The organism is Pseudomonas sp. BW16M2 (assembly GCF_014268865.1).
Lineage (GTDB): Bacteria > Pseudomonadota > Gammaproteobacteria > Pseudomonadales > Pseudomonadaceae > Aquipseudomonas > Aquipseudomonas peradeniyensis.
This window is the reverse complement of the sequence record NZ_JABWRI010000011.1, coordinates 88,663-107,619: the sequence shown is the minus strand read 5'-3', so window position 1 is coordinate 107,619 and position 18,957 is coordinate 88,663. Positions and strand designations below refer to the sequence as shown.

The window sequence follows — 18,957 nt, the reverse complement described above, 5'->3', positions numbered from 1 at the left end:
TCGCGGGGCAAGCCCGCTCCCACGCCGTACCCACATGGGGGAGGGGGCAGGCGTGGGAGCGGGCTTGCCCCGCGATGGCGTCAGTTGCCCTTCACTGCATAGTCAGGCCGCTTGTCATTCCCCGGAATGAACGGACTCCAAGGCTGCGCCCGCAGCGGCTCCTCGGTCTGCCACACCACACTGAACTGCCCGTCATCCTGGATCTCGCCGATCATCACCGGCTTGTGCAGGTGGTGGTTGCTCTTGTCCATGGTCAGGGTGAAGCCCGACGGCGCCTTGAAGCTCTGCCCGGCCAGCGCCTCGCGCACCTTGTCCACCTCGGTGCTGCCGGCCTTCTGCGCCGCCTGCGCCCACATGTGGATACCGACGTAGGTAGCCTCCATCGGGTCGTTGGTCACCGCCTTGTCGGCCCCCGGCAGGTTCTTGGCCTTGGTGTAGGCCTTCCAGTCGGCGACGAACTTCTGGTTGACCGGGTTATCCACCGACTCGAAGTAGTTCCACGCCGCCAGGTGCCCCACCAGCGGCTTGGTGTCGATGCCGCGCAGCTCCTCTTCGCCCACCGAGAACGCCACCACCGGCACATCGGTGGCCTTCAGCCCCTGGTTGGCCAGCTCCTTGTAGAACGGCACATTGGAGTCGCCGTTGACCGTGGAAATGACCGCCGTCTTGCCGCCGGCGGAGAACTTCTTGATATTGGCGACGATGGTCTGGTAATCGGCGTGGCCGAACGGCGTGTAGACCTCTTCGATGTCCTTGTCGGCCACGCCCTTGCTGTGCAGGAAGGCGCGCAGGATCTTGTTGGTGGTGCGCGGGTAGACGTAGTCGGTGCCCAGCAGGAAGAAGCGTTTGGCGCCGCCGCCGTCTTCGCTCATCAGGTATTCCACCGCCGGGATCGCCTGCTGGTTGGGCGCCGCGCCGGTGTAGAACACGTTCGGCGACATCTCCTCGCCCTCGTACTGCACCGGGTAGAACAGCAGGCCATTGAGCTCTTCGAACACCGGCAGCACCGACTTGCGCGACACCGAGGTCCAGCAGCCGAACACCACCGCCACCTTGTCCTGGGTCAGCAGCTGGCGGCTCTTCTCGGCGAACAGCGGCCAGTTGGACGCCGGGTCCACCACCACCGCCTCGAGCTGCTTGCCGTTGACCCCGCCCTTGGCGTTGATCTCGTCGATGGTCATCAGCGCCATGTCCTTGAGCGAGGTCTCGGAAATCGCCATGGTCCCCGACAGCGAATGCAGGATGCCGACCTTGATGGTCTCGGCGGCCTGGATGCTCCAGCTCAGGCCCATCGCGGCGATCGATGCGCTGAGGGTAAAGGCCTTGATCAGACTGCGTCGCTTCATGTGCTCACTCCGATGTGATGGTGGGTGTTGGCCAGATCGGAGATTGCAAAGGCTGTGCCGGGCGTTGGAAGGTGCGTGATAGAGCGGTTGTGCGACGAATCGGGGCGCGGGGTGGGGCCAGGATGGTGCTTGCGGGTTGGGCCTGCACAGGATTGGGGCCGGGGGCGATGAACACTTTTGACACATAAGCACTACTTGAGTACCGTGCCGCACCGCAGTAGTTTCTGCGGTTCGGGATTGGCGTCCCGCTGTCAGAACCGGGCACATCGCACCTGCGATAGCGTGTCCTGCATGGTTGCACCCGTTATGGGCGGAGCCGTGTGTGGGAGCCTTCGGGCTCACCGGACCTTCTGACCGGCAACGCCAACCCGCACGGCTCCGTCCACCCATATTGGCGTATGGGCACGGAGAGACACTTCAGAAGGCTGCAAGGAGTAGCACCATGCTCAAGAAGATCGTTCCAGATCCACCGCTCGCATTTGTCGAGATCGCCACCTTTCATCGAGAGGTGCAGCCATGAACCAGGAATCGCTGGTCAACCACAGTCCCCGCAAATCCCGTCCCGTCACCGCTTGTTCCCACTTTGGCACCTGCAATCACGCCCATGATCCGATTCTCTCGGTACGTGCTGGCGTTGATAGCGAGGATGCGCTGGTGTGCGCGGTGGCGGCGTTGAAGGCGGCGTATGAGACCAATGCTGCCGCGTTAGAGAAGGCGGGGGAGCCGTTGCGCAGTTTGCTGACGGCGACCGAGAACTCGCTGGAGAAGGGGTTGGCGCTGGCCGAAGCCGTGCTTGAAGGGTTGGAGCAAGGCTAGAGGGCCTCATCGCGGGGCAAGCCCGCTCCCACGCCGACCTCACACGGCAGGCGTGGGAGCGGGCTTGCCCCGCGATGGGTTCAGGATCAGCTGTTCGACGCCCCACGCACGGTGGCGCGCGGCTGGCGCCTGCTACGCACGAACTGATAGGTCACCGCCAGAATCACGAACCAGATCGGCGTCACCACCAGCGCCGAGCGCGTATCCGCCTCCAGGCTCAACAGCACCAGAATGCCGGCGAAGAACACCAGGCACACGTAGCACATGAAGCGCCCGCCAGGCATCTTGTAGGTGGATTGCGCATGCAGCGCCGCGCGCTGTTTGCGGTAGCTCAGGTACGACAGCAGGATCAGCGTCCACACGAACATGAACAGCACCGCCGACACCGTCGTCACCAGGGTGAAAGCTTCGATCACATTGGGTACCAGGTAGATCAGCACCGCGCCCAGCAGCAGGCAGGTGCAGGAGAAGTACAGGCCGTTGGCCGGCACCGCGCGGCGCGAGAGTTTCTCGAACGCCTTGGGCGCATCGCCCTCCTGGGCCAGGCCGAACAGCATGCGGCTGGTGGAGAACACGCCGCTGTTGGCCGACGAGGCCGCAGAAGTCAGCACCACGAAGTTGATGATGCTCGCCGCCGCCGGCAGGCCGGCCAGCACGAACAGCTCGACGAACGGGCTCTTGCCCGGCACCACGTCGCGCCATGGCGTTACCGCCATGATCGCGATCAGCGCCAGCACGTAGAACACGATGATGCGGATCGGGATCGAGTTGATCGCCCGCGGCAGGGTGCGCTCGGGGTTCTTCGCCTCGGCGGCGGTGGTGCCCACCAGCTCGATGCCGACGAAAGCGAACACGGCGATCTGGAAGCCGGCGAAGAAGCCGAGCATGCCATTGGGGAACATGCCGCCGTCATTCCACAGGTTGGCCAGGGTGGCGGTGTGGCCTGCTGGCGACTGGAAGCCGGTAACGACCATGTACAAGCCGGTGGCGACCAGGCCCATGATGGCGATGATCTTGATCAGGGCGAACCAGAATTCCATTTCGCCGAACATCTTCACCGTCACCAGGTTCAGCGACAGCAGCAGGGCCACGCAGCTCAGCGCCGGTATCCACTGCGGAAGGTCCGGGAACCAGAATTGCGTATAGGCAGCGATCGCCACCACGTCGGCGATGCCGGTGACCACCCAGCAGAACCAGTAGGTCCAGCCGGTGAAGTAGCCGGCCCAGGGGCCGAGCAGGTCGGCGGAGAAATCGATGAACGACTTGTAGTTGAGGTTCGACAGCAGCAGCTCGCCCATGGCGCGCATGACGAAGAACAGCATGAAGCCGATGATCATGTAGACGAAGATGATCGACGGGCCGGCCAGGCTGATGGTCTTGCCCGAGCCCATGAACAGGCCGGTGCCGATGGCGCCGCCGATGGCGATGAGCTGGATATGGCGGTTGGTCAGGTTGCGTTGCAGGTGCTGCTCTTCAGAGGGTGTCTGGGAGGTCCGGGTCATAGGCTGCATTCCATTGAGGGTCAGTCTTTTTTGAGCGAAAGCCGAGTAGGCTATCACGTCGCGTTCCGATCGCGGGCGTGGCAGATCGACACGATCTTGGCGGTGCAGCGCGGTGCTCGACATGACGGGAATCAATGGTTGTTGGTGCCGGCCTTATCGCGGGGCAAGCCCGCTCCCACGCCATGGATCGTGCATGGCGTGGGAGCGGCGGTGCGCCGATGCGACTTGCCCCGCGATAGCGATATCAGGCCCGAACCAGGAGCCGGCGCCTTACCACCAGGCTATCCACCCCCCACATCACCACCATCGAAACCCCCACCAGCGGGAAGGCGACGCCCAGCACCACCATCACCCCCACCGCCATCTTCCAGCGCGGCAGGTCATGACGCAGCGGCGGCACCCCCAGTCCACCAGCCGGCTTGCGCTTCCACCACATCACCAGCCCACTCACCGAGCCCAACAGGATCATCAGGCACACCAGCAGGATGACGATCTGGTTCAGCGGCCCAAACATCTTCCCTTCATGCAGCATCACCCCCAGCTCCGTGGCACGCGCCACCGGGCTGTAGTCCTGCCAGCGCACATCGGCCAGCACCTGCCCGGTGTACTGGTCCACATGCAGGGTGGCATCGTTGCGCGGATCGTCGGCGAATACCGCGATGGTGAACACGCCGTCGGCACTGGTCGGCAGGGTGATGCTGTAGCCCGGCTCGATCTCGCGCAGATCGGCGATGTTCTCGACCTGCTGCAGGCTGACCTGCGGCGCGGCGGGAGCGTGATCCATCATGTGATGCCCGGCATGCTCGGCGTGAGCACCGGACACCGGCATCGGGGTGTTCTCCATGGCCCACGGCACGGTCTGGCGATGGGCACTGTTGAGGTCGCGCGCTTCTTTATCGGACTTGGGCACGTCATTCCACATCGCCGCCGGGAAGCGGTTCCACAGGTCGGCGTACTGCTTACCCCACAGCCCGGTCCAGGTCATGCCGCTGATCAGCATCAACAGCAGCAATGCCGAACCCCAGAAGCCGGTAACGGCATGCAGGTCGCGCCACAGCACCCGGCCGCGTGCGCTGAAACGTGGCCACAGCACGCCCGCGCTGTTGCGCCCGCGTGGCCACCACAAATAGAGGCCGGACACGACCAGGACAATGCCCCAGCCGGCCGCCAATTCCACCAGCCGGTCACCGACCGTGCCGACCATCAGTTCGCCATGCAGGGCGCGGGCGATGGCCTGCAGGTTCTGTTTGCCATCCTGTTCGCCCAGCACCTTGCCGCTGTACGGGTCGATGAACACGTTCAGCTCGCGCCCGCCGTCGTGCACGACGAACTGCGCGCTGCGTTCGGCATTCAGCGGCGGTAGGTACTGGCCTACGTGGCCCTGTGGATAAGCCTGGCGCACGTTGGCCAGCAGCGTATCGGCGCCCTGTCGGTGATGGCCGGCCTCGACCACCATCAGCTCGCGATACATCAACGGATCGAGCTGCGGCTTGAACAGGTAGATGATGCCGGTGATCGCCAGCAGGATCATGAACGGCGCCACGAACAGCCCGGCATAGAAATGCCAGCGCCACGCAAGGTTGTAGAAGGAAACGTTTGGTTTGCTCATGGGAGCCTCCCGTAGACCTCAAGTGGGCGCGGTCAGGTCCCGCGCCCGTTTGTTGTTGTCAGAAACTGAAGTCGACCTTGGTCCAGAAGGTCCTGCCTGGCTCGTTCACCGGGTCCGTGGCGCTGGCCGGGTAGCCGAACCCGGCGTTCCCGGCCAGGTTCAGGTGCTCGGCGTAGGCCTTGTCGAACAGGTTGTCGACGCCCGCGCTGAGCTTGAGGTTGTTGTTGATCTTGTAGGCGCCGTTGAGCGAGAACACGCCGAAGCCTGAGCTTGTGTCGTAGTCCTTGCCGACCACGTTGCCCTGGTTCTTGGCGATACGGTTCTGCTCGGCGACCAGGCGCCACAGGGCACCGACGCTCCAGGTGTCGCGGCTGTAGGTCAGGCCCAGGCGGCTTTCCAGCGGTGGCATCTGTGGCAGGGCCTTGCCGTCGCTGCTGTTCTTGCCCCAGGCGTAGGCCAGGGTGGCGTCGGCCTTCCAGTTTTCGGTCAGTTTGTAGGCCGCGCCCAGTTCGCCGCCCATGATGCGGGCGTCGATGTTCTGTGCCCGGGAAACGAGCCGGTTGCTCATGCCGCCCATGCCTGGCACGTAGTCGAACAGGATGTAGTCGCGGATCTGCCCAACGTAGCCCGAAGCCCAGGCCTCCAGGCGTTCGTCGCGGTACTGGATGCCGAAGTCGAGCTGGGTGGTCTTTTCCGGCTTGATGCCGTCGAAGGCATTCACCGAGCCGGTGGGTGCCAGGGTCGGCGAGAACAGCTCCCAGTAGTCCGGGAAGCGCTGGGTGTGGCCCAGGCCGATATAGGTGGTGGCGGGTACCGCAGCCAGGTCGTGCTCATAACGCACAAAGCCGCTGGGCAAGGTATCGGCCCGGGTGTTGCCGCTGGTGGCGATGCCCTTGCGGAAATCGCGGGCCGAAGCGCGGTCCAGGCGGGCGCCGGTGATCAACCGGTCTTCACCGGTGGCGTACCAGGTCAGTTCACCGAAGACCCCGTAGTTATGGAAGTCGGCGTCCTTGTCCCAGGGCTTGGCTTTATACGTATCGATGCCCATGCCGCTACGCTTGCGGTGCTCGTTGGTCTGCGCGTCGATACCGCTGATCAGCTGTACATCGGCCCAGCGCCAGGTGGCCTTGATCCGACCACCCAGGGTGCGGCGATCGACGTTGCTTGCCATCGGCATCCCGACAGTCGAGCGCAGGGTGTAGTTGTCCATTACATGGTCGGCGTAGTTGTAGTAGGCCTGCGCCTCGACTTTGTCGAGCACCTCGCCGAGGTTGGACTTCTCGAAGCGCAGCCCCAGGCTTTCGCGCTTGAACTGCGAGCCGTCCATGCCGCGCCCGGCGGAGCGGGCCTCGCCGTCGCCCTTGCCGGCGGTCAGTTCCAGCAAGGTATCGGCGTCCGGGGTCCAGCCGAGGCTGATGTCGCCGTTCCACTTGTCCCAGCGCGACGGCACGGTGTCGCCGTTGCCGTCCTCGAAGTCGTCCGAGTGCGACTGGTTGCCGATGAAACGCACGTAGCCGAGCGAGCCGCCGGCCGCGGCGTCGAGCACCTTGTCGAAGCGGCCATTGGAGCCGGCTAGCACGCTGCCGTTGACCCGGCTGCCCAGCTCGCCGAATTTCTCCGGCTCACGCTCGAACAGGATGGTGCCAGCGGAGCCACCCGGGCCCCAGATCACGCTCTGCGGGCCTTTGATCACGGTGAGGCGGTCGTAGGTTTCCGGCGAGATGTACGAGGTCGGGGCGTCCATGCGACCAGGGCAGGCACCGAGCATCATGCCGCCGTTGGTGAGGATGTTCAGGCGCGAGCCGAACATGCCGCGCAGCACCGGGTCGCCGTTGGTGCCGCCGGCGCGGATCACCGAGAAGCCGGGGATGGTCTTGAGGTAGTCGCCGCCGTCGCTGGCCGGCACGGGCTGGCGCGGGTCCTTGGGGTTGGTGACCACGGTCAGCGGCGAGCTCGGGGCGATGGCGGTGATCACCGTCGGGCTCAGCTCGGCCGGGTCGTGCACATGGCCTTCGTGGCCGGTTTCGGCGGCAAAGGCCAGTGGCGCGAGCAGCGAGCCGCAGAGCACGGCGACGGTGCCACGCAGGGAAAGGGCAAAAACAGGGGTGCAGCCGGACATAATGATTCCAGTCGATCAGTCGTGAGTCAGCGCGAAGCCTCCTGGCTTCGGGCGTTTAGCGTGTGGTGTTCAAGCGATGATCGAACGGGGCGGCGCGCGGCTGCGGGCGCCGGGGAATACAGCCTGCCGGGCATGGCCCTGGCGCGTGGCGACGGTGAGGTGGGTGGGTGGGGGGACGCTGCCCGCGCTGAGCGGGCTGAGGGTCTGGGGCAGGGCGGGGCAGTTGAACAGCAGGCTGCAATAGCCGCACTTCTCCCACATGACATGCAGCTGGCCATCGTTGCCGTGGCCGTGGTGCTCGTCGTGACCGTGCGCCATGGGCATGCTCATCGACATGTCCATGGGCATGGACATGCCGGCGTGGTGCTCCATCGGCATCGACTGGGAAACCAGCGGGCCGATGAAGATCATCCACATGGCGAACAGGCTCAGCCAGCCGCCACCGACGCGCCTGCGATCAGGGCGGGTAGTGCGGGCGGAGCTGTAGCGCGGCAGGCTCATGGCGAGCGCCAGTCAGTTGATCAGGTCAGTGCGCGTGTTCGTGTGCTGCGGCCTGCTCGGCCGGTGGCTGCTTCTGCACGGCGACCTCGACGGTGATGTCACCAGCCTTCTCGAAGTGCAGGGTCAGCGGGAAGCGCTTGCCGTCGATCAGCAGGCTGCGGTCCTTGGGCTGCATGATCATCACGTGGTAGGCGCTGGGGGCGAAGGTCAGGTCCTTGCCGGCGGGCACCACCACGCTTTGCACCTGTTGCATCTTCATGGCGCCGGCGGCGCTCATCGCATGCTCGTGCAACTGGGCGTCGGCGCTGATTGGCGTGTCCGCCGAGAGCAGGCGGTCGTCGGTCTTGCCGTTGTTGTGCACGACGAAATAGGCCGCGACGTTGGGCGCGTTCGGCGGCAGCTCCAGCGACCAGGGGTGGGCGATGTGCAGATCGCCTTTGCTGTATTCGTGGGCGTTGGCATAGGCGCCGGGCAGCAGCAGGGCGGCCAGGACGAGGGCTTGCTTGAGCATGGGTGAGTCTCCAGTCTGTTCAGGTTCTGATGGACAGCGTAGTGAACTCAGGCCAGAGGAGAGGCACGGGGATTGAGCGCGGGCCATAATTGGCGCGGCGTAAGTTGGTAGGCGGCGAGTTGCGGCGGGTGGCCTGCCGGCTGCACGGGCGGGTTGTGCAACTGCGGCGGGTAGCCGGGCAGGGCCAGCAAGGGCGCGGCGCCCAGGCAGCACCAGCAGTTCATCATGCTGGCGCTGTCGTCGCTTTGCGTCCCCAGGTCGATCTTGGCCAGGGCCTGGACATCGACCTTGGCCTTGCCGGCCATGCTGGAACAGAAAGCCCCCCACAGCAGCTGTTCGGCCGGGCCCTTGGGCGCGGCAGAAGACAGCGGCATGGCCAGCAGGTTGAACAGCACTGCGAAGCAGGCTATCCAGGCAATGTGCCGACGTGGGGGCATGGAGAGATCCGGTCAGGAATCGTGATGGCTATTGTACGGCGGAGTATAGGTAAAAATGCCGGGGTGCGGTGAAGTGCCGCACCTGAAGTAGAGCATGCCGCGCCAGAGACGTGGGTTCGTGGGAGCAGGCTCACACAGGGCTGTGGGTATCAGACCTTGCCACGCCCCATCAGCCCACGCACGGTCTCTTGCAGATCAGCTGGCAGCACCACGACTTTCGAATTGTCGCTACCCGCCAGGTTCTCCATCGCCCCAATGTAGCGCTCACCCAGCAGGTACATTGCCGGTACGGTCTCGCTGCCCACCGCTTCCTTGACCAGGGTGATCGCCCGCGCCGACGCCTCGGCCAGGTTGACCTGGGCCTCGGCATCCAGCTTGGCCGCCTGCAGGCGCGCCTCGGCTTCGAGAATCGCCGCCTGCTTGTTGCCTTCGGCGCGGGTCACATCAGCTTTACGCTCACGTTCGGCGGCTGCCTGGCGCTCCATGGCGGTCTGCATGCTCGGCGATGGCTTGATGTCCTGGATCTCCACCGAGCGCACGGTCACGCCCCAGTCTTCGGTCTGCTCGGACATCGCCTCGCGCAGGCGCGCCTTGATCTGCTCGCGGCTGGACAGCGCTTCGTCCAGGTCCATGGCACCGACGATGGCGCGCAGCGAGGTCATGGTCAGGCTGGTGACGGCGAACGAGAAGTTCTGCACGCCGTACGAGGCCTTCTGCGGGTCGACCACCTTGGCGAAGCACAGGGCGTTGGCGACGATCACTGCGTTGTCCTTGGTGATGATCTCCTGCTGCTGCACGTCGAGGATGATGTCCTTGGTCGGCAGGCGGTAGGCAACCACGTCCATGTACGGGATGACGATGTTCAAGCCCGGCTTGAGGGTGCTGTGGTAGCGGCCCAGGCGCTCGACTATCCACTCCTCGCCCTGGGGCACGATGCGCACCCCCTTGAACACGGTGATAAGAACGAATGCGGCGAGGGTGCCGACGACGATGAGGCTGGTCATGGTGCGAACTTCCTTTTAGTGCGGATTCAGGCCCGAGTGACCCGGGCGGTGTTGCCTTCGATGGCGGCCAGGCGCACGCGCTCGCCGGCGGGGATATCGTTGTCGGCGACGCAGGTCCATTCCTCGTTGCCGAGGATGGGCTTCTGGAAGCGCACCCGGCCTTTCTGGAACTGCGAGACGTTGGCGGTCAGCAGGCCGACCTCGCCGATCACGCTGTCGGCGGTCCAGCGCACGTCCGGCTTCTTGCGGCGGAACACCTTGAACCAGAGCATGGTGGTGATCGATGAGAACACCACCCACAGCAGGCCCTGCATATCGAGTTGCAGGCTGGGGGCGAGCAGCGAGACGAGCGACACCAGCACGGCACCGACGCCGAACCAGAGGATGAAGAAGGTGGGGAGCACCAGTTCCAGCAGGATCAGGGCTACGCCGAAGACGAGCCAGATCCACCATTGCATTTCCATATGGGTGGAGCCTTCCAGAAGAGGGAAGGTGATTGTACGGCAGGATCAAGGCACAGGGCCATTTACCTGCCCTGATGAACTCCGCTGATGAGTGTGTCGCGATGCTGATCGGCCGGCTGTTCGCGCCGAGTGATGAAGTCGCTGGTTACACCGTCATTTGCAAACCAGGTGTCCCAATCGCTTTTGAGGACAGGGAGCGCATCTTCATGAGCTGTATCTTGGGGACGTTTGGGCGTTTTTGGCATGAGGTGGCTCCATTCGAAGTATCTGGAAAGGGCTACACCTTGCTGAATCTTGTAGGGCGATGAAAGCATCAATGTGTTTCGGAAGATGCCGGGTCATTCAGGCTGCAGGCTCAGAGCCTCAAGTACCCGTTTCGGGTCAGGGAAAGTTCGATCCACTTCTGGTAGTACCGGCCGCTTGAGCACCAGCACTGGAACCCCGCGCTCCCGCGCCACTTCCAGCTTCGGCTCGGTGGCCGTGCTGCCGCTGTTCTTGCTCACCAGCACGTCGATCTGCCGACGTTCGAACAGGGCACGTTCATCGTCGATGAGGAATGGCCCGCGAGCACCGATCACCTCGCAGCGGTCATTGCCGGGGCACGCCTCGAGGGCGCGCAGGGTCCAGAACTGGTGTGGCGGGATTTCGTCCAGATGTTGCAGGGGTTCACGACCCAGGGTGAACAAGGGGCGCTGAAACGGAGCCAGCGCCTTGATCAGTTCGGCCCAGTCCTCGACTTCGCGCCAGTCATCACCGGGCTGCGCCTGCCACGCCGGGCGGCGCAGCGCCCAGCAGGGAATGCCGGCGCTGCGTGCGGCGAGGGCGGCGTTGCGGCTGATCTGCGCGGCATAGGGATGGGTGGCGTCGATCAGCAGGTCGATGCCTTTGGCGCGCAGGTACTCGGCCAGGCCTTCGGCGCCGCCATAGCCGCCGACCCGCACCTGGCAGGCCAGGTCCTGGGGAATGCGGCCGATGCCGGCGAGGCTGTAGACATGCTGCGGACCCAGCTGGCGAGCGATGGCCAGGGCTTCGGTGACGCCGCCGAGCAGCAGGATGCGCCCGTTCATGCCAGGCCCGCCTTGCCGACGATGCCGCCCTGTCGGTCGATGGCGAATACTTCCACCTGCACCTGGGCAGGTACCACGCTGCGGGCGAAGAGCAGGGCATGGCGGCACACCTCATCGCCCAGGGCGATGCCGGCGGCATGCGCGAGGGCGAGGGCTTGCTGGCTGGTATTGGCGGCGATGATCGCCTGTTGCAGCGCCGTGTCCGCGCCAATGGCCGCCGCCCAGCCCGCCAGCTGCGGCAGGTCGATGCTCGAATGGCGGCTGTGCAGGTCCATGTGCCCGGCGGCCAGCTTGCTGATCTTGCCGAAGCCGCCGCACAGCGTGAGGCGCGGCACCGGCACCTTGCGCAGGTGCTTGAGCACGGCGCCGACGAAGTCGCCCATCTCGATCAGGGCGATCTCCGGCAGGTTGTAGACCCGGCGCATGGTGTCTTCGCTGGCGTTGCCGGTGCAGGCGGCGATATGGGTGTAGCCGTTGGTGTGGGCGACGTCGATGCCCTGGTGGATCGAGGCGATGTAGGCCGAGCAGGAAAACGGCCGGACGATGCCGCTGGTGCCCAGGATCGACAGTCCGCCGAGGATGCCCAGGCGTGGATTCATGGTCTTGAGGGCCAGCTGTTCGCCGCCCTGCACGTTGACCGTCACCTCGAAACCGCCGTGGTAGCCGCAATCGCCCGCCAGTTGCAGCAGATGGTCGCTGATCATCTTGCGCGGTACCGGATTGATGGCCGGTTCACCAACTGCCAGCACCAGCCCCGGGCGAGTCACGGTACCCACGCCCGCGCCCGCGACGAAGCGAACGCCGGGCTCGGCGCGCAGGCGCACCTGGCTGTAGAGCAGGGCGCCGTGGGTGACATCGGGGTCGTCGCCGGCATCCTTCAAGGTGCCGGCCTCGGCCATATCGCCCTTGAGATGGCAGAACTCCAGGCGCATCTGCACCACCTTGCCCTTGGGCAGGGTGATCTCCACCGCGTCGTGCCGTTGCCCGCTTAGCAACAGGCGCGCCGCCGCCAGGCTGGTGGCGGTGGCGCAGCTGCCAGTGGTCAGGCCGCTGCGCAGTGGCGCGGCCTGTTCGCGGGTTTCTTCACGCATCGAGGGGTTTCACCACGTCGAGCAAGGTGATTGGCAGGGCCTGGCGCCAGGTGTCGAAACTACCCAGCGGTTGGGTGTGGGCGATGTGGATGCGGGTCAGTTCGCCGCCATGCTGATCGCGGAACTGCGCCAGCGCGACCTCGCTTTGCAGCGTGACCGCATTGGCAACAAGGCGTCCGCCCGGCAGCAGGCGCTCCCAGCACTGGTCGAGCACGCCTTCGCGGGTGACGCCGCCGCCGATGAAGATTGCGTCCGGGCGCTCCAACCCGGCCAAGGCTTCGGGTGCCTTGCCGCGGATCAGTTGCAAGCCGGGCACGCCGAGGGTATCGCGGTTGTGTTCTATGTAGCCTTGGCGGCCTTCGTCGGCTTCGATGGCCAGAGTGCGGCAGCTGGGGTGGGCGCGCATCCATTCGATGCCGATGGAGCCGCAACCGGCGCCCACGTCCCACAGCAGCTCGCCGGGTTGTGGGGCCAGGCGGGCCAGGGTGATCGCTCGCACGTCGCGCTTGGTCAGCTGGCCGTCGTGACGGAAGGCGCTGTCGGGCAGGCCGGCCACGCGAGGCAGGCGCGGGGTATCAGGCGAGGCCTGGCATTCGATGGCGACCAGGTTGAGCGTGGCGATGTCGGTGTGTGGCCAGTCGTCGGCGGTGCCGCTCAGCGCTCGCTCCTGTGGGCCGCCGAGGTGTTCGAGCACCTGGAGATTGCTGGGGCCGAAGCCACGTTCGCGCAGTTGCGCGGCAATGGCCGCCGGGCTGCTCTCGTCGTTGCTCAGCACCAGCAGGCGCACGCCGCTGTACAGATGGGCATTGAGCGCGGCCAGCGGGCGGGCGACCACCGAGACCACCTGCACCTCCTGCAACGGCCAGCCCAGGCGGGCGGCGGCCAGGGCGCAGGAGGAGGGCATCGACAGCACTTGCAGTTCCTCGGCGGGCAGCTGGCGCGCCAGGCTGGCGCCGACGCCGTAGAACATCGGGTCGCCGCTGGCCAGCACACATACCGGCTCGCCACGCAGGGCCATGACCGGGGCCAGGGAGAAGGGGCTGGGCCAGTGCAACTGCTCGGCGGTGACGCAGCGTGGCAGCAGCGCCAACTGGCGTTGGGCCCCGATGATTCGCGTGGCCGATAGCAGGGCACGCCGGGCCTGCTTGCCCAGGCCGCTGAAGCCGTCTTCGCCGATGCCTATTACTGTCAGCCAGGGGGCCATCTGTTCCTCGTACCAATCATTGATCGCGGGGCAAGCCCGCTCCCACGAGGTGGCGTGGGAGCGGGCTTGCCCCGCGATTCGTCTAAGCGTTCGACCACCGGTTTTTCATGCCGCCGGACAAAGCAGGCATAATACCGCGCCTTCTACACTGAAGCGCACTTTCACGATTGCCGGATGCCCCCTTGACGCAGCCCCCGTCCCCCGAAGTTTCGCCCCGTCCCTCGGCCTGTCCGGGGTTGTGGCGCATCGTCGCCGCGCGCGACGGTGGCATTTGCCGGATCAAGCTGCCCGGTGGGCTGCTGCTGGCCGATCAGGCCGATGCCGTGGCCGACGCCGCCGAGCGCTTCGCCGGCGGGGTGATCGAGGCGACCAACCGGGCCAACCTGCAGATCCGTGGCATTGGCCAGGATCACGGCGGGCTGGTCGAGCATCTGCTGGCCGCCGGGCTCGGCCCGCGTGACGCGGCGGGCGATGATGTACGCAACCTCATGCTCAGCCCACTGGCCGGGCTCGATCCGGCCATGCTGTTCGACACCCGACCATTGGCCGGGCAGATCCTCGACCTGCTGGAAAGCACACCCCGGTTCCATAAGCTGTCAGCCAAGTTCGCCGTGCAGCTCGATGGCGGCGAAGCGCTGGCGATGCTCGACCACGCCCATGATCTGTGGCTGTCCGCGATGCAACGCGAAGGGCACATCTGGTTGCGGTTCGGCCTTGCGAGCAGCCTGTCGAATGGCCAGGCGCTGGGTGCGGTACCGATGGAGCAGGGGCCGGCGTTGGTGCGCGCGGTGTTGGAGCGCTTCCTTGATCTGGCGACGCCCGAGCAGTCGCGCATGCGTCAATTGCTGCAGGTGTGCCCGGTCGAGCACTTCCTGGAAGGGTTGGCGATCCAGATCGATGGCACGTCGATGGCCTGGCAGCGCCCGGTGGCGACAAGCCCGTGGCTGGACGTGCTGCCTCAGCGACAAGGCGTGGCCCTGGGCGTTGCACCACCCCTTGGGCGACTGACGCCCGCGATGCTCCGCTGTACCGCGCACATCGCCCGGCAATGGGGCGATGGTAGCTTGCGCCTGACGCCTTGGCAGAGCCTGGTGCTGACCTCCCTCGAACCGACCGAGCTGGCAAACGCGCGCGCGCAACTGACGGCATCCGGCATGCTCTGCCACAACGAGCATCCGCTGGCGCGGGTCGTCGCCTGCACCGGCGCCAGCGGCTGCGCCAAGGCCCAGTCTGATACCAAGGCCGACGCCGTTACTCTTGCCAACCTGTTGCACCACGGCGCCCCGGGAAGCGTGCACCTGTCCGCCTGTCCACGTTCCTGCGCCATGGCCCATGTGGCCCCGGCCACTCTGCTGGCCCGCGCCCCGGGCCGCTATGACCTTTACTTGCGCGACGCGCGCCTGCCGGGTTTCGGCAGGCTGCGCGGCGCCAACCTTACCCCAGAAGAAGCAGGCGCCATGCTCGACCTGCCGACGGAGCACCTTGATGATTGACTACATTCGCGATGGTCAGGAGATCTATCGCAATTCCTTCCGGATCATCCGCGAGGAAGCCCGGCTCGAGCGGATCCCCGCCGATCTGGAAAAGCTCGCCGTGCGCGTGATCCATGCCTGCGGCATGGTCGAGGCCATCGATGGCCTGCAGTTCTCCGAAGGCGCCGGTAGCGCCGGCCGCGAGGCCCTGGCCAAGGGCGCGCCGATCCTCTGTGACGCGCACATGGTCGCCGAAGGCATCACCCGCGCTCGCCTGCCGGCCAACAACCCGGTGATCTGCACCCTGCGCGACCCGAGCGTGCCGGACCTGGCCAAGGCCGAGGGCAATACCCGCTCGGCGGTGGCCCTGGAACTGTGGCGCCCGCACCTGGAAGGCAGCGTGGTGGTGATCGGCAACGCGCCGACCGCCTTGTTCTACCTGCTGGAAATGCTCGATGCCGGCGCGCCGAAACCGGCGCTGATCCTCGGCTTCCCGGTCGGCTTCGTCGGCGCCGCCGAATCCAAGACCATGCTCGCCGCCGACAGCCGCGGCGTGCCGTTCGTGATCATGCAGGGCCGCCTGGGCGGCAGCGCGATGGCCGCCGCCGCGGTCAATGCCCTGGCCACGGAGGTGGAATGATGCACGCACGCGGACGACTGCTGGGCCTGGGCGTGGGCCCGGGCGATCCCGAACTGATCACGGTCAAGGCCCTGCGCCTGCTGCGCGAGGCCCCCGTGGTGGCGTACTTCGTGGCCAAGGGCAAGCGCGGCAACGCCTTCGGCATCATCGAAGCGCACCTGCAAGCCGAACAGACCCTGCTGCCGTTGGTGTACCCGGTGACCACCGAGTCGCTGCCCGCGCCGCTCTCCTACGAGCAGGTGATCAGCGACTTCTACGACGAAGCCAGCCTGCAGGTTGCCGCGCACCTGGACGCCGGCCGCGACGTGGCGGTGATCTGCGAAGGTGATCCGTTCTTCTACGGCTCCTACATGTACCTGCACGATCGCCTGGCCTCGCGCTACGAGGCCCAGGTGATTCCGGGCGTATGCTCGATGCTTGGTGGTGCCTCGGTGCTCGGTGCGCCGCTGGTGTATCGCAACCAGACCCTCACCGTGCTCTCCGGTGTATTGCCCCATGAGGAGCTCAAGCAACGCCTGGCCGCCGCCGACGCGGCAGTGATCATGAAGCTGGGGCGCAACTTCCCCAAGGTGCGCCAGGTGCTCGGCGAGCTGGGCCTGGACAGCCGTGCGCTGTACGTGGAGCGGGCCACCATGGCCAACCAGAAGATCGTCGCGCTGGATGAAGTCGATCCGCAGTCCTCGCCGTACTTCTCGCTGATCATCGTGCCGGGTGAGAAATGGCAGGGATGATCAAGGTACCGGCAATCGTCATTCTCGGCCCAGGCAGCCTGGCCACCGCGCAGCGAATCCAGCAACGTTATCCACAGGCCGTGATTCATGGCCTGCAAGGGCGTGTGGAGGGGGCCGACCGTTACTACGCAGTCTTCGGCGACACCCTGCGCGAGCTGTATCAGCAAGACACGCCGATCATCGCCTTGTGCGCGGCGGGTATCGTCATTCGCACCCTGGCGCCGCTGTTGAGCGAAAAAGGCGTCGAGCCGCCGGTGCTGGCCGTGGCCGAGGACGGCAGCGCCGTGGTGCCGCTGCTCGGTGGCCTGGGCGGGGTCAATGTCATGGCCCGCGAAATCGGCGAGGCGCTGGGTGTCAGTGCGGCGATCACCACCAGTGGCGAGCTGCGCTTTGGCACCTGCCTGCTCAACCCGCCCGAGGGTTATGCACTGGCGGACCTGGAGCAGGGCAAGCGCTTCGTCTCCGACCTGCTGGCGGGCGAAACCGTGCGTGTCGAAGGCGACGCGCCGTGGCTCGAACACGCGCAGTTGCCCGCCAGTGACGATGCGCAGCGCACTATCCACGTGGGCAGCGCACTGCGTCCGGCCAGCCGTGACGAACTGATGATCCATGCGCGTTGCGTGGTGGTGGCGGTCACGGCCGGCAGCGCTGACCTGGTGCAACAGGTGCGGGAGGAACTGCTGCGAGCGAACATCGCCGAGCCCGCGTTGGCCTGCCTGCTGGCGAGCGAAACCGAGATGGCGGAGCCGACCCTGCACGAGGCTGCCCAGGCGCTGAACGTCGCCCTGCGCTTCGCCCCGGCCGCCGAGAGCCTGGAGCGGATGCTGGCTGATGCATTGCCGCAAGCGCGTGTGGGGTCGTCCGTGGGGCTCGCCCACGCCGTTGCCGCGGCACCGGTCGACATCGACCGCATTGGCCGTCGCCGTGGCCGCTTGGCCGTGATCGGCCTGGGCCCTGGTGCCGCCGAGCTGATGGTGCCGGCGGTCAAGGCGGAGCTGGCGCGTGCGCAGGATGTGCTCGGCTACGAAACCTACGTGCGCATGGCCGGCCCCTTCCGCGACGATCAAGTGCTGCACTGCACCGACAACCGCGAAGAGATGCAGCGCGCCCGCCATGCCTTCGAGCTGGCGGCCCAGGGGCGTTCGGTGGTGGTGGTATCGTCCGGTGATCCGGGCGTATTCGCCATGGCCGCCGCAGTGCTCGAAGCGTTGCACGAGTCCAGCGACCCGGCCTGGCAGCGCGTCGAGTTGCAGATGCTGCCCGGCGTCTCGGCCTCGCTGGCCACCGCCGCGCAAGCGGGGGCGCCGCTGGGGCACGATTTCTGCGTGATGTCGCTGTCGGACAACCTCAAGCCCTGGTCGATCATCGAAAAACGCCTCGACCTGGCCGCCCAGGCGGATCTGGTGCTGGCGTTCTACAACCCGATCTCCAAGGCCCGGCCTCATCAGCTGGGTGCGGCGCTGGAAGTGGTGCGCCGCCATCGCGACGAAGAAACGCCGGTGGTGCTGGGCCGCGATATCGGCCGGCCAGGGCAGACACTGCGGGTAGTGACCCTGGGCGAGCTGCTGCCGGAGATGGTCGACATGCGCACCATGGTGCTGGTCGGCTCCTCGACCACTTGCACCTTCGCCCGTGCCGACGGCGGCCAATGGGTCTACACGCCGCGCTGGTACCCCGCCAAGCCCTGAGCGCAGCCGGGGTCAGGGCAGCAGGTAGCCCTTGATCCCGGTGAATATGATCTGCGCCGCCAGGGCACAGACGAACAGCCCCATCAGGCGGCTGACGATCTGCAGGCCCTGGTCGCCGAGCAGCCGCTCGATACGGTGCGAGAGGTACAGCACCAGGCCGACGGTGAAGCTGGCCAGGGCGATGCTGACGATGGCCAGCAGCTTGTCGTCCCAGTGCGGCTGGCCCACCCCCATCACCAGCAGCGCACCGATGGTGCCCGGGCCGACGGTCAGCGGAATGGTCAGCGGCACGATGGTCACGTCCTGCTGCACGTTGTCGGTCTGCACCGCCGACTTGCCCTGGGCCATGCCCAGCGCCGAGATGAACAGCACCGAGCCCGCACCGATGCGAAAGGCGTCGGCGGTGATGCCGAACACGCCGAAGATCACCCGCCCGAACAGATAGAGCAGCACGCTGGCCACCAGCGTGGCGATCGCCACGCGCCAGGCCAGTTGCTTGCGTTCCTTGCTGGAGTGGCCGCGGGTCAGGCCGATGAAGCACGACAGCACGAAGAACGGGCTGTAGAGCACGAGCATTTTCAGGTAGACGCTGAACAACTCATGGAGCATGGGGGCGGGTCCAGGCGGAGAAGAGTGGCATCTGTATAGCACGGAACCTGTAGGAGCGGCCTTGTGTCGCGAAAGGGCTGCAACGCAGCCCCAGCGATGCCTGCATGAACACCGAAAATCCGGGGCTGCTGCGCTGCCCTTTCCGG

Annotated in this window: 18 protein-coding genes; 5 read left to right on the top strand and 13 right to left on the bottom strand. The window is 66.1% G+C overall.

Annotated elements, in window-relative coordinates:
- Positions 1–80: 80 nt before the first annotated feature.
- Complete coding sequence (gene urtA / locus HU735_RS12605) at positions 81–1,346, bottom strand: urea ABC transporter substrate-binding protein (protein WP_186713781.1); 1,266 nt, start codon at positions 1,344–1,346, stop codon at positions 81–83.
- Positions 1,347–1,862: 516 nt separating this feature from the next.
- Here urtA and HU735_RS12600 point away from each other — a divergent pair.
- Positions 1,863–2,162: a hypothetical protein gene (locus HU735_RS12600; protein ID WP_186713780.1), complete on the top strand. Its 300-nt coding sequence runs from the start codon at positions 1,863–1,865 to the stop codon at positions 2,160–2,162.
- 86 nt (positions 2,163–2,248) lie between these two features.
- Here HU735_RS12600 and cycA read toward each other — a convergent pair whose 3' ends face one another.
- From cycA to cbiE, 11 genes are all read right to left on the bottom strand, one after another.
- Positions 2,249–3,664 carry a D-serine/D-alanine/glycine transporter gene (cycA, locus tag HU735_RS12595; RefSeq protein WP_186713779.1) on the bottom strand — a complete coding sequence of 472 codons (1,416 nt, stop codon included), beginning with the start codon at positions 3,662–3,664 and terminating at the stop codon, positions 2,249–2,251.
- A 244-nt stretch (positions 3,665–3,908) separates the two neighbouring features.
- Positions 3,909–5,273 (bottom strand): PepSY domain-containing protein, encoded by a 1,365-nt coding sequence (locus HU735_RS12590; RefSeq protein WP_186713778.1) that lies wholly within the window; start codon positions 5,271–5,273, stop codon positions 3,909–3,911.
- Positions 5,274–5,331: 58 nt separating this feature from the next.
- A complete protein-coding gene (locus tag HU735_RS12585) occupies positions 5,332–7,392 on the bottom strand; it encodes a TonB-dependent copper receptor (protein WP_186713777.1) in 2,061 nt (686 codons plus the stop codon).
- 69 nt (positions 7,393–7,461) lie between these two features.
- Positions 7,462–7,893: a DUF2946 domain-containing protein gene (locus HU735_RS12580; protein ID WP_186713776.1), complete on the bottom strand. Its 432-nt coding sequence runs from the start codon at positions 7,891–7,893 to the stop codon at positions 7,462–7,464.
- A 25-nt stretch (positions 7,894–7,918) separates the two neighbouring features.
- Positions 7,919–8,404: a copper chaperone PCu(A)C gene (locus tag HU735_RS12575; protein ID WP_186713775.1), complete on the bottom strand. Its 486-nt coding sequence runs from the start codon at positions 8,402–8,404 to the stop codon at positions 7,919–7,921.
- Positions 8,405–8,451: 47 nt separating this feature from the next.
- Positions 8,452–8,841: a DUF2946 domain-containing protein gene (locus HU735_RS12570; RefSeq protein WP_186713774.1), complete on the bottom strand. Its 390-nt coding sequence runs from the start codon at positions 8,839–8,841 to the stop codon at positions 8,452–8,454.
- 149 nt (positions 8,842–8,990) lie between these two features.
- Positions 8,991–9,845: an SPFH domain-containing protein gene (locus tag HU735_RS12565; protein ID WP_186713773.1), complete on the bottom strand. Its 855-nt coding sequence runs from the start codon at positions 9,843–9,845 to the stop codon at positions 8,991–8,993.
- A 26-nt stretch (positions 9,846–9,871) separates the two neighbouring features.
- The gene (locus HU735_RS12560; protein ID WP_186713772.1) at positions 9,872–10,309 is read right to left on the bottom strand and encodes an NfeD family protein; all 438 of its coding nucleotides are present in this window, start codon (positions 10,307–10,309) and stop codon (positions 9,872–9,874) included.
- Positions 10,310–10,647: 338 nt separating this feature from the next.
- A complete protein-coding gene (locus HU735_RS12555; RefSeq protein ID WP_186713771.1) occupies positions 10,648–11,376 on the bottom strand; it encodes a cobalt-precorrin-6A reductase in 729 nt (242 codons plus the stop codon).
- The gene (locus HU735_RS12550; protein ID WP_186713770.1) at positions 11,373–12,467 is read right to left on the bottom strand and encodes a cobalt-precorrin-5B (C(1))-methyltransferase; all 1,095 of its coding nucleotides are present in this window, start codon (positions 12,465–12,467) and stop codon (positions 11,373–11,375) included. The genes HU735_RS12555 and HU735_RS12550 overlap by 4 nt, the downstream gene beginning before the upstream one ends.
- Positions 12,460–13,671 carry a precorrin-6y C5,15-methyltransferase (decarboxylating) subunit CbiE gene (gene cbiE / locus HU735_RS12545; RefSeq protein WP_186713769.1) on the bottom strand — a complete coding sequence of 404 codons (1,212 nt, stop codon included), beginning with the start codon at positions 13,669–13,671 and terminating at the stop codon, positions 12,460–12,462. Before cbiE ends, HU735_RS12550 begins: the two co-directional genes overlap by 8 nt.
- A gap of 167 nt (positions 13,672–13,838) precedes the next feature.
- On the opposite strand from cbiE, the gene cobG reads away from it, so the two are divergent.
- Genes cobG through cobJ form a run of 4 tightly spaced genes read left to right on the top strand, consistent with a single transcriptional unit; the run spans position 13,839 to position 18,202 of the window.
- Entirely contained in the window at positions 13,839–15,164 is a 1,326-nt protein-coding gene (cobG, locus tag HU735_RS12540) for a precorrin-3B synthase (RefSeq protein WP_186713768.1), read from the top strand.
- A complete protein-coding gene (locus HU735_RS12535; protein WP_186713767.1) occupies positions 15,157–15,783 on the top strand; it encodes a precorrin-8X methylmutase in 627 nt (208 codons plus the stop codon). The genes cobG and HU735_RS12535 overlap by 8 nt, the downstream gene beginning before the upstream one ends.
- Complete coding sequence (locus HU735_RS12530) at positions 15,783–16,514, top strand: precorrin-2 C(20)-methyltransferase (protein ID WP_186713839.1); 732 nt, start codon at positions 15,783–15,785, stop codon at positions 16,512–16,514. The genes HU735_RS12535 and HU735_RS12530 overlap by 1 nt, the downstream gene beginning before the upstream one ends.
- A complete protein-coding gene (cobJ, locus tag HU735_RS12525) occupies positions 16,502–18,202 on the top strand; it encodes a precorrin-3B C(17)-methyltransferase (RefSeq protein ID WP_186713766.1) in 1,701 nt (566 codons plus the stop codon). The genes HU735_RS12530 and cobJ overlap by 13 nt, the downstream gene beginning before the upstream one ends.
- A 12-nt stretch (positions 18,203–18,214) precedes the next feature.
- Here the strand turns inward: cobJ and HU735_RS12520 are convergent, their stop codons facing one another.
- Complete coding sequence (locus tag HU735_RS12520) at positions 18,215–18,811, bottom strand: MarC family protein (protein WP_028691281.1); 597 nt, start codon at positions 18,809–18,811, stop codon at positions 18,215–18,217.
- Positions 18,812–18,957: the final 146 nt, after the last annotated feature.

Coding starts and splice junctions, on each gene's coding strand:
- urtA (WP_186713781.1), bottom strand. CDS start 1,346: ATGAAGCGACGCAGTCTGATCAAGGCCTTTACCCTCAGCGCATCGATC.
- HU735_RS12600 (WP_186713780.1), top strand. CDS start 1,863: ATGAACCAGGAATCGCTGGTCAACCACAGTCCCCGCAAATCCCGTCCC.
- cycA (WP_186713779.1), bottom strand. CDS start 3,664: ATGACCCGGACCTCCCAGACACCCTCTGAAGAGCAGCACCTGCAACGC.
- HU735_RS12590 (WP_186713778.1), bottom strand. CDS start 5,273: ATGAGCAAACCAAACGTTTCCTTCTACAACCTTGCGTGGCGCTGGCAT.
- HU735_RS12585 (WP_186713777.1), bottom strand. CDS start 7,392: ATGTCCGGCTGCACCCCTGTTTTTGCCCTTTCCCTGCGTGGCACCGTC.
- HU735_RS12580 (WP_186713776.1), bottom strand. CDS start 7,893: ATGAGCCTGCCGCGCTACAGCTCCGCCCGCACTACCCGCCCTGATCGC.
- HU735_RS12575 (WP_186713775.1), bottom strand. CDS start 8,404: ATGCTCAAGCAAGCCCTCGTCCTGGCCGCCCTGCTGCTGCCCGGCGCC.
- HU735_RS12570 (WP_186713774.1), bottom strand. CDS start 8,841: ATGCCCCCACGTCGGCACATTGCCTGGATAGCCTGCTTCGCAGTGCTG.
- HU735_RS12565 (WP_186713773.1), bottom strand. CDS start 9,845: ATGACCAGCCTCATCGTCGTCGGCACCCTCGCCGCATTCGTTCTTATC.
- HU735_RS12560 (WP_186713772.1), bottom strand. CDS start 10,309: ATGGAAATGCAATGGTGGATCTGGCTCGTCTTCGGCGTAGCCCTGATC.
- HU735_RS12555 (WP_186713771.1), bottom strand. CDS start 11,376: ATGAACGGGCGCATCCTGCTGCTCGGCGGCGTCACCGAAGCCCTGGCC.
- HU735_RS12550 (WP_186713770.1), bottom strand. CDS start 12,467: ATGCGTGAAGAAACCCGCGAACAGGCCGCGCCACTGCGCAGCGGCCTG.
- cbiE (WP_186713769.1), bottom strand. CDS start 13,671: ATGGCCCCCTGGCTGACAGTAATAGGCATCGGCGAAGACGGCTTCAGC.
- HU735_RS12535 (WP_186713767.1), top strand. CDS start 15,157: ATGATTGACTACATTCGCGATGGTCAGGAGATCTATCGCAATTCCTTC.
- HU735_RS12530 (WP_186713839.1), top strand. CDS start 15,783: ATGCACGCACGCGGACGACTGCTGGGCCTGGGCGTGGGCCCGGGCGAT.
- cobJ (WP_186713766.1), top strand. CDS start 16,502: ATGGCAGGGATGATCAAGGTACCGGCAATCGTCATTCTCGGCCCAGGC.
- HU735_RS12520 (WP_028691281.1), bottom strand. CDS start 18,811: ATGCTCCATGAGTTGTTCAGCGTCTACCTGAAAATGCTCGTGCTCTAC.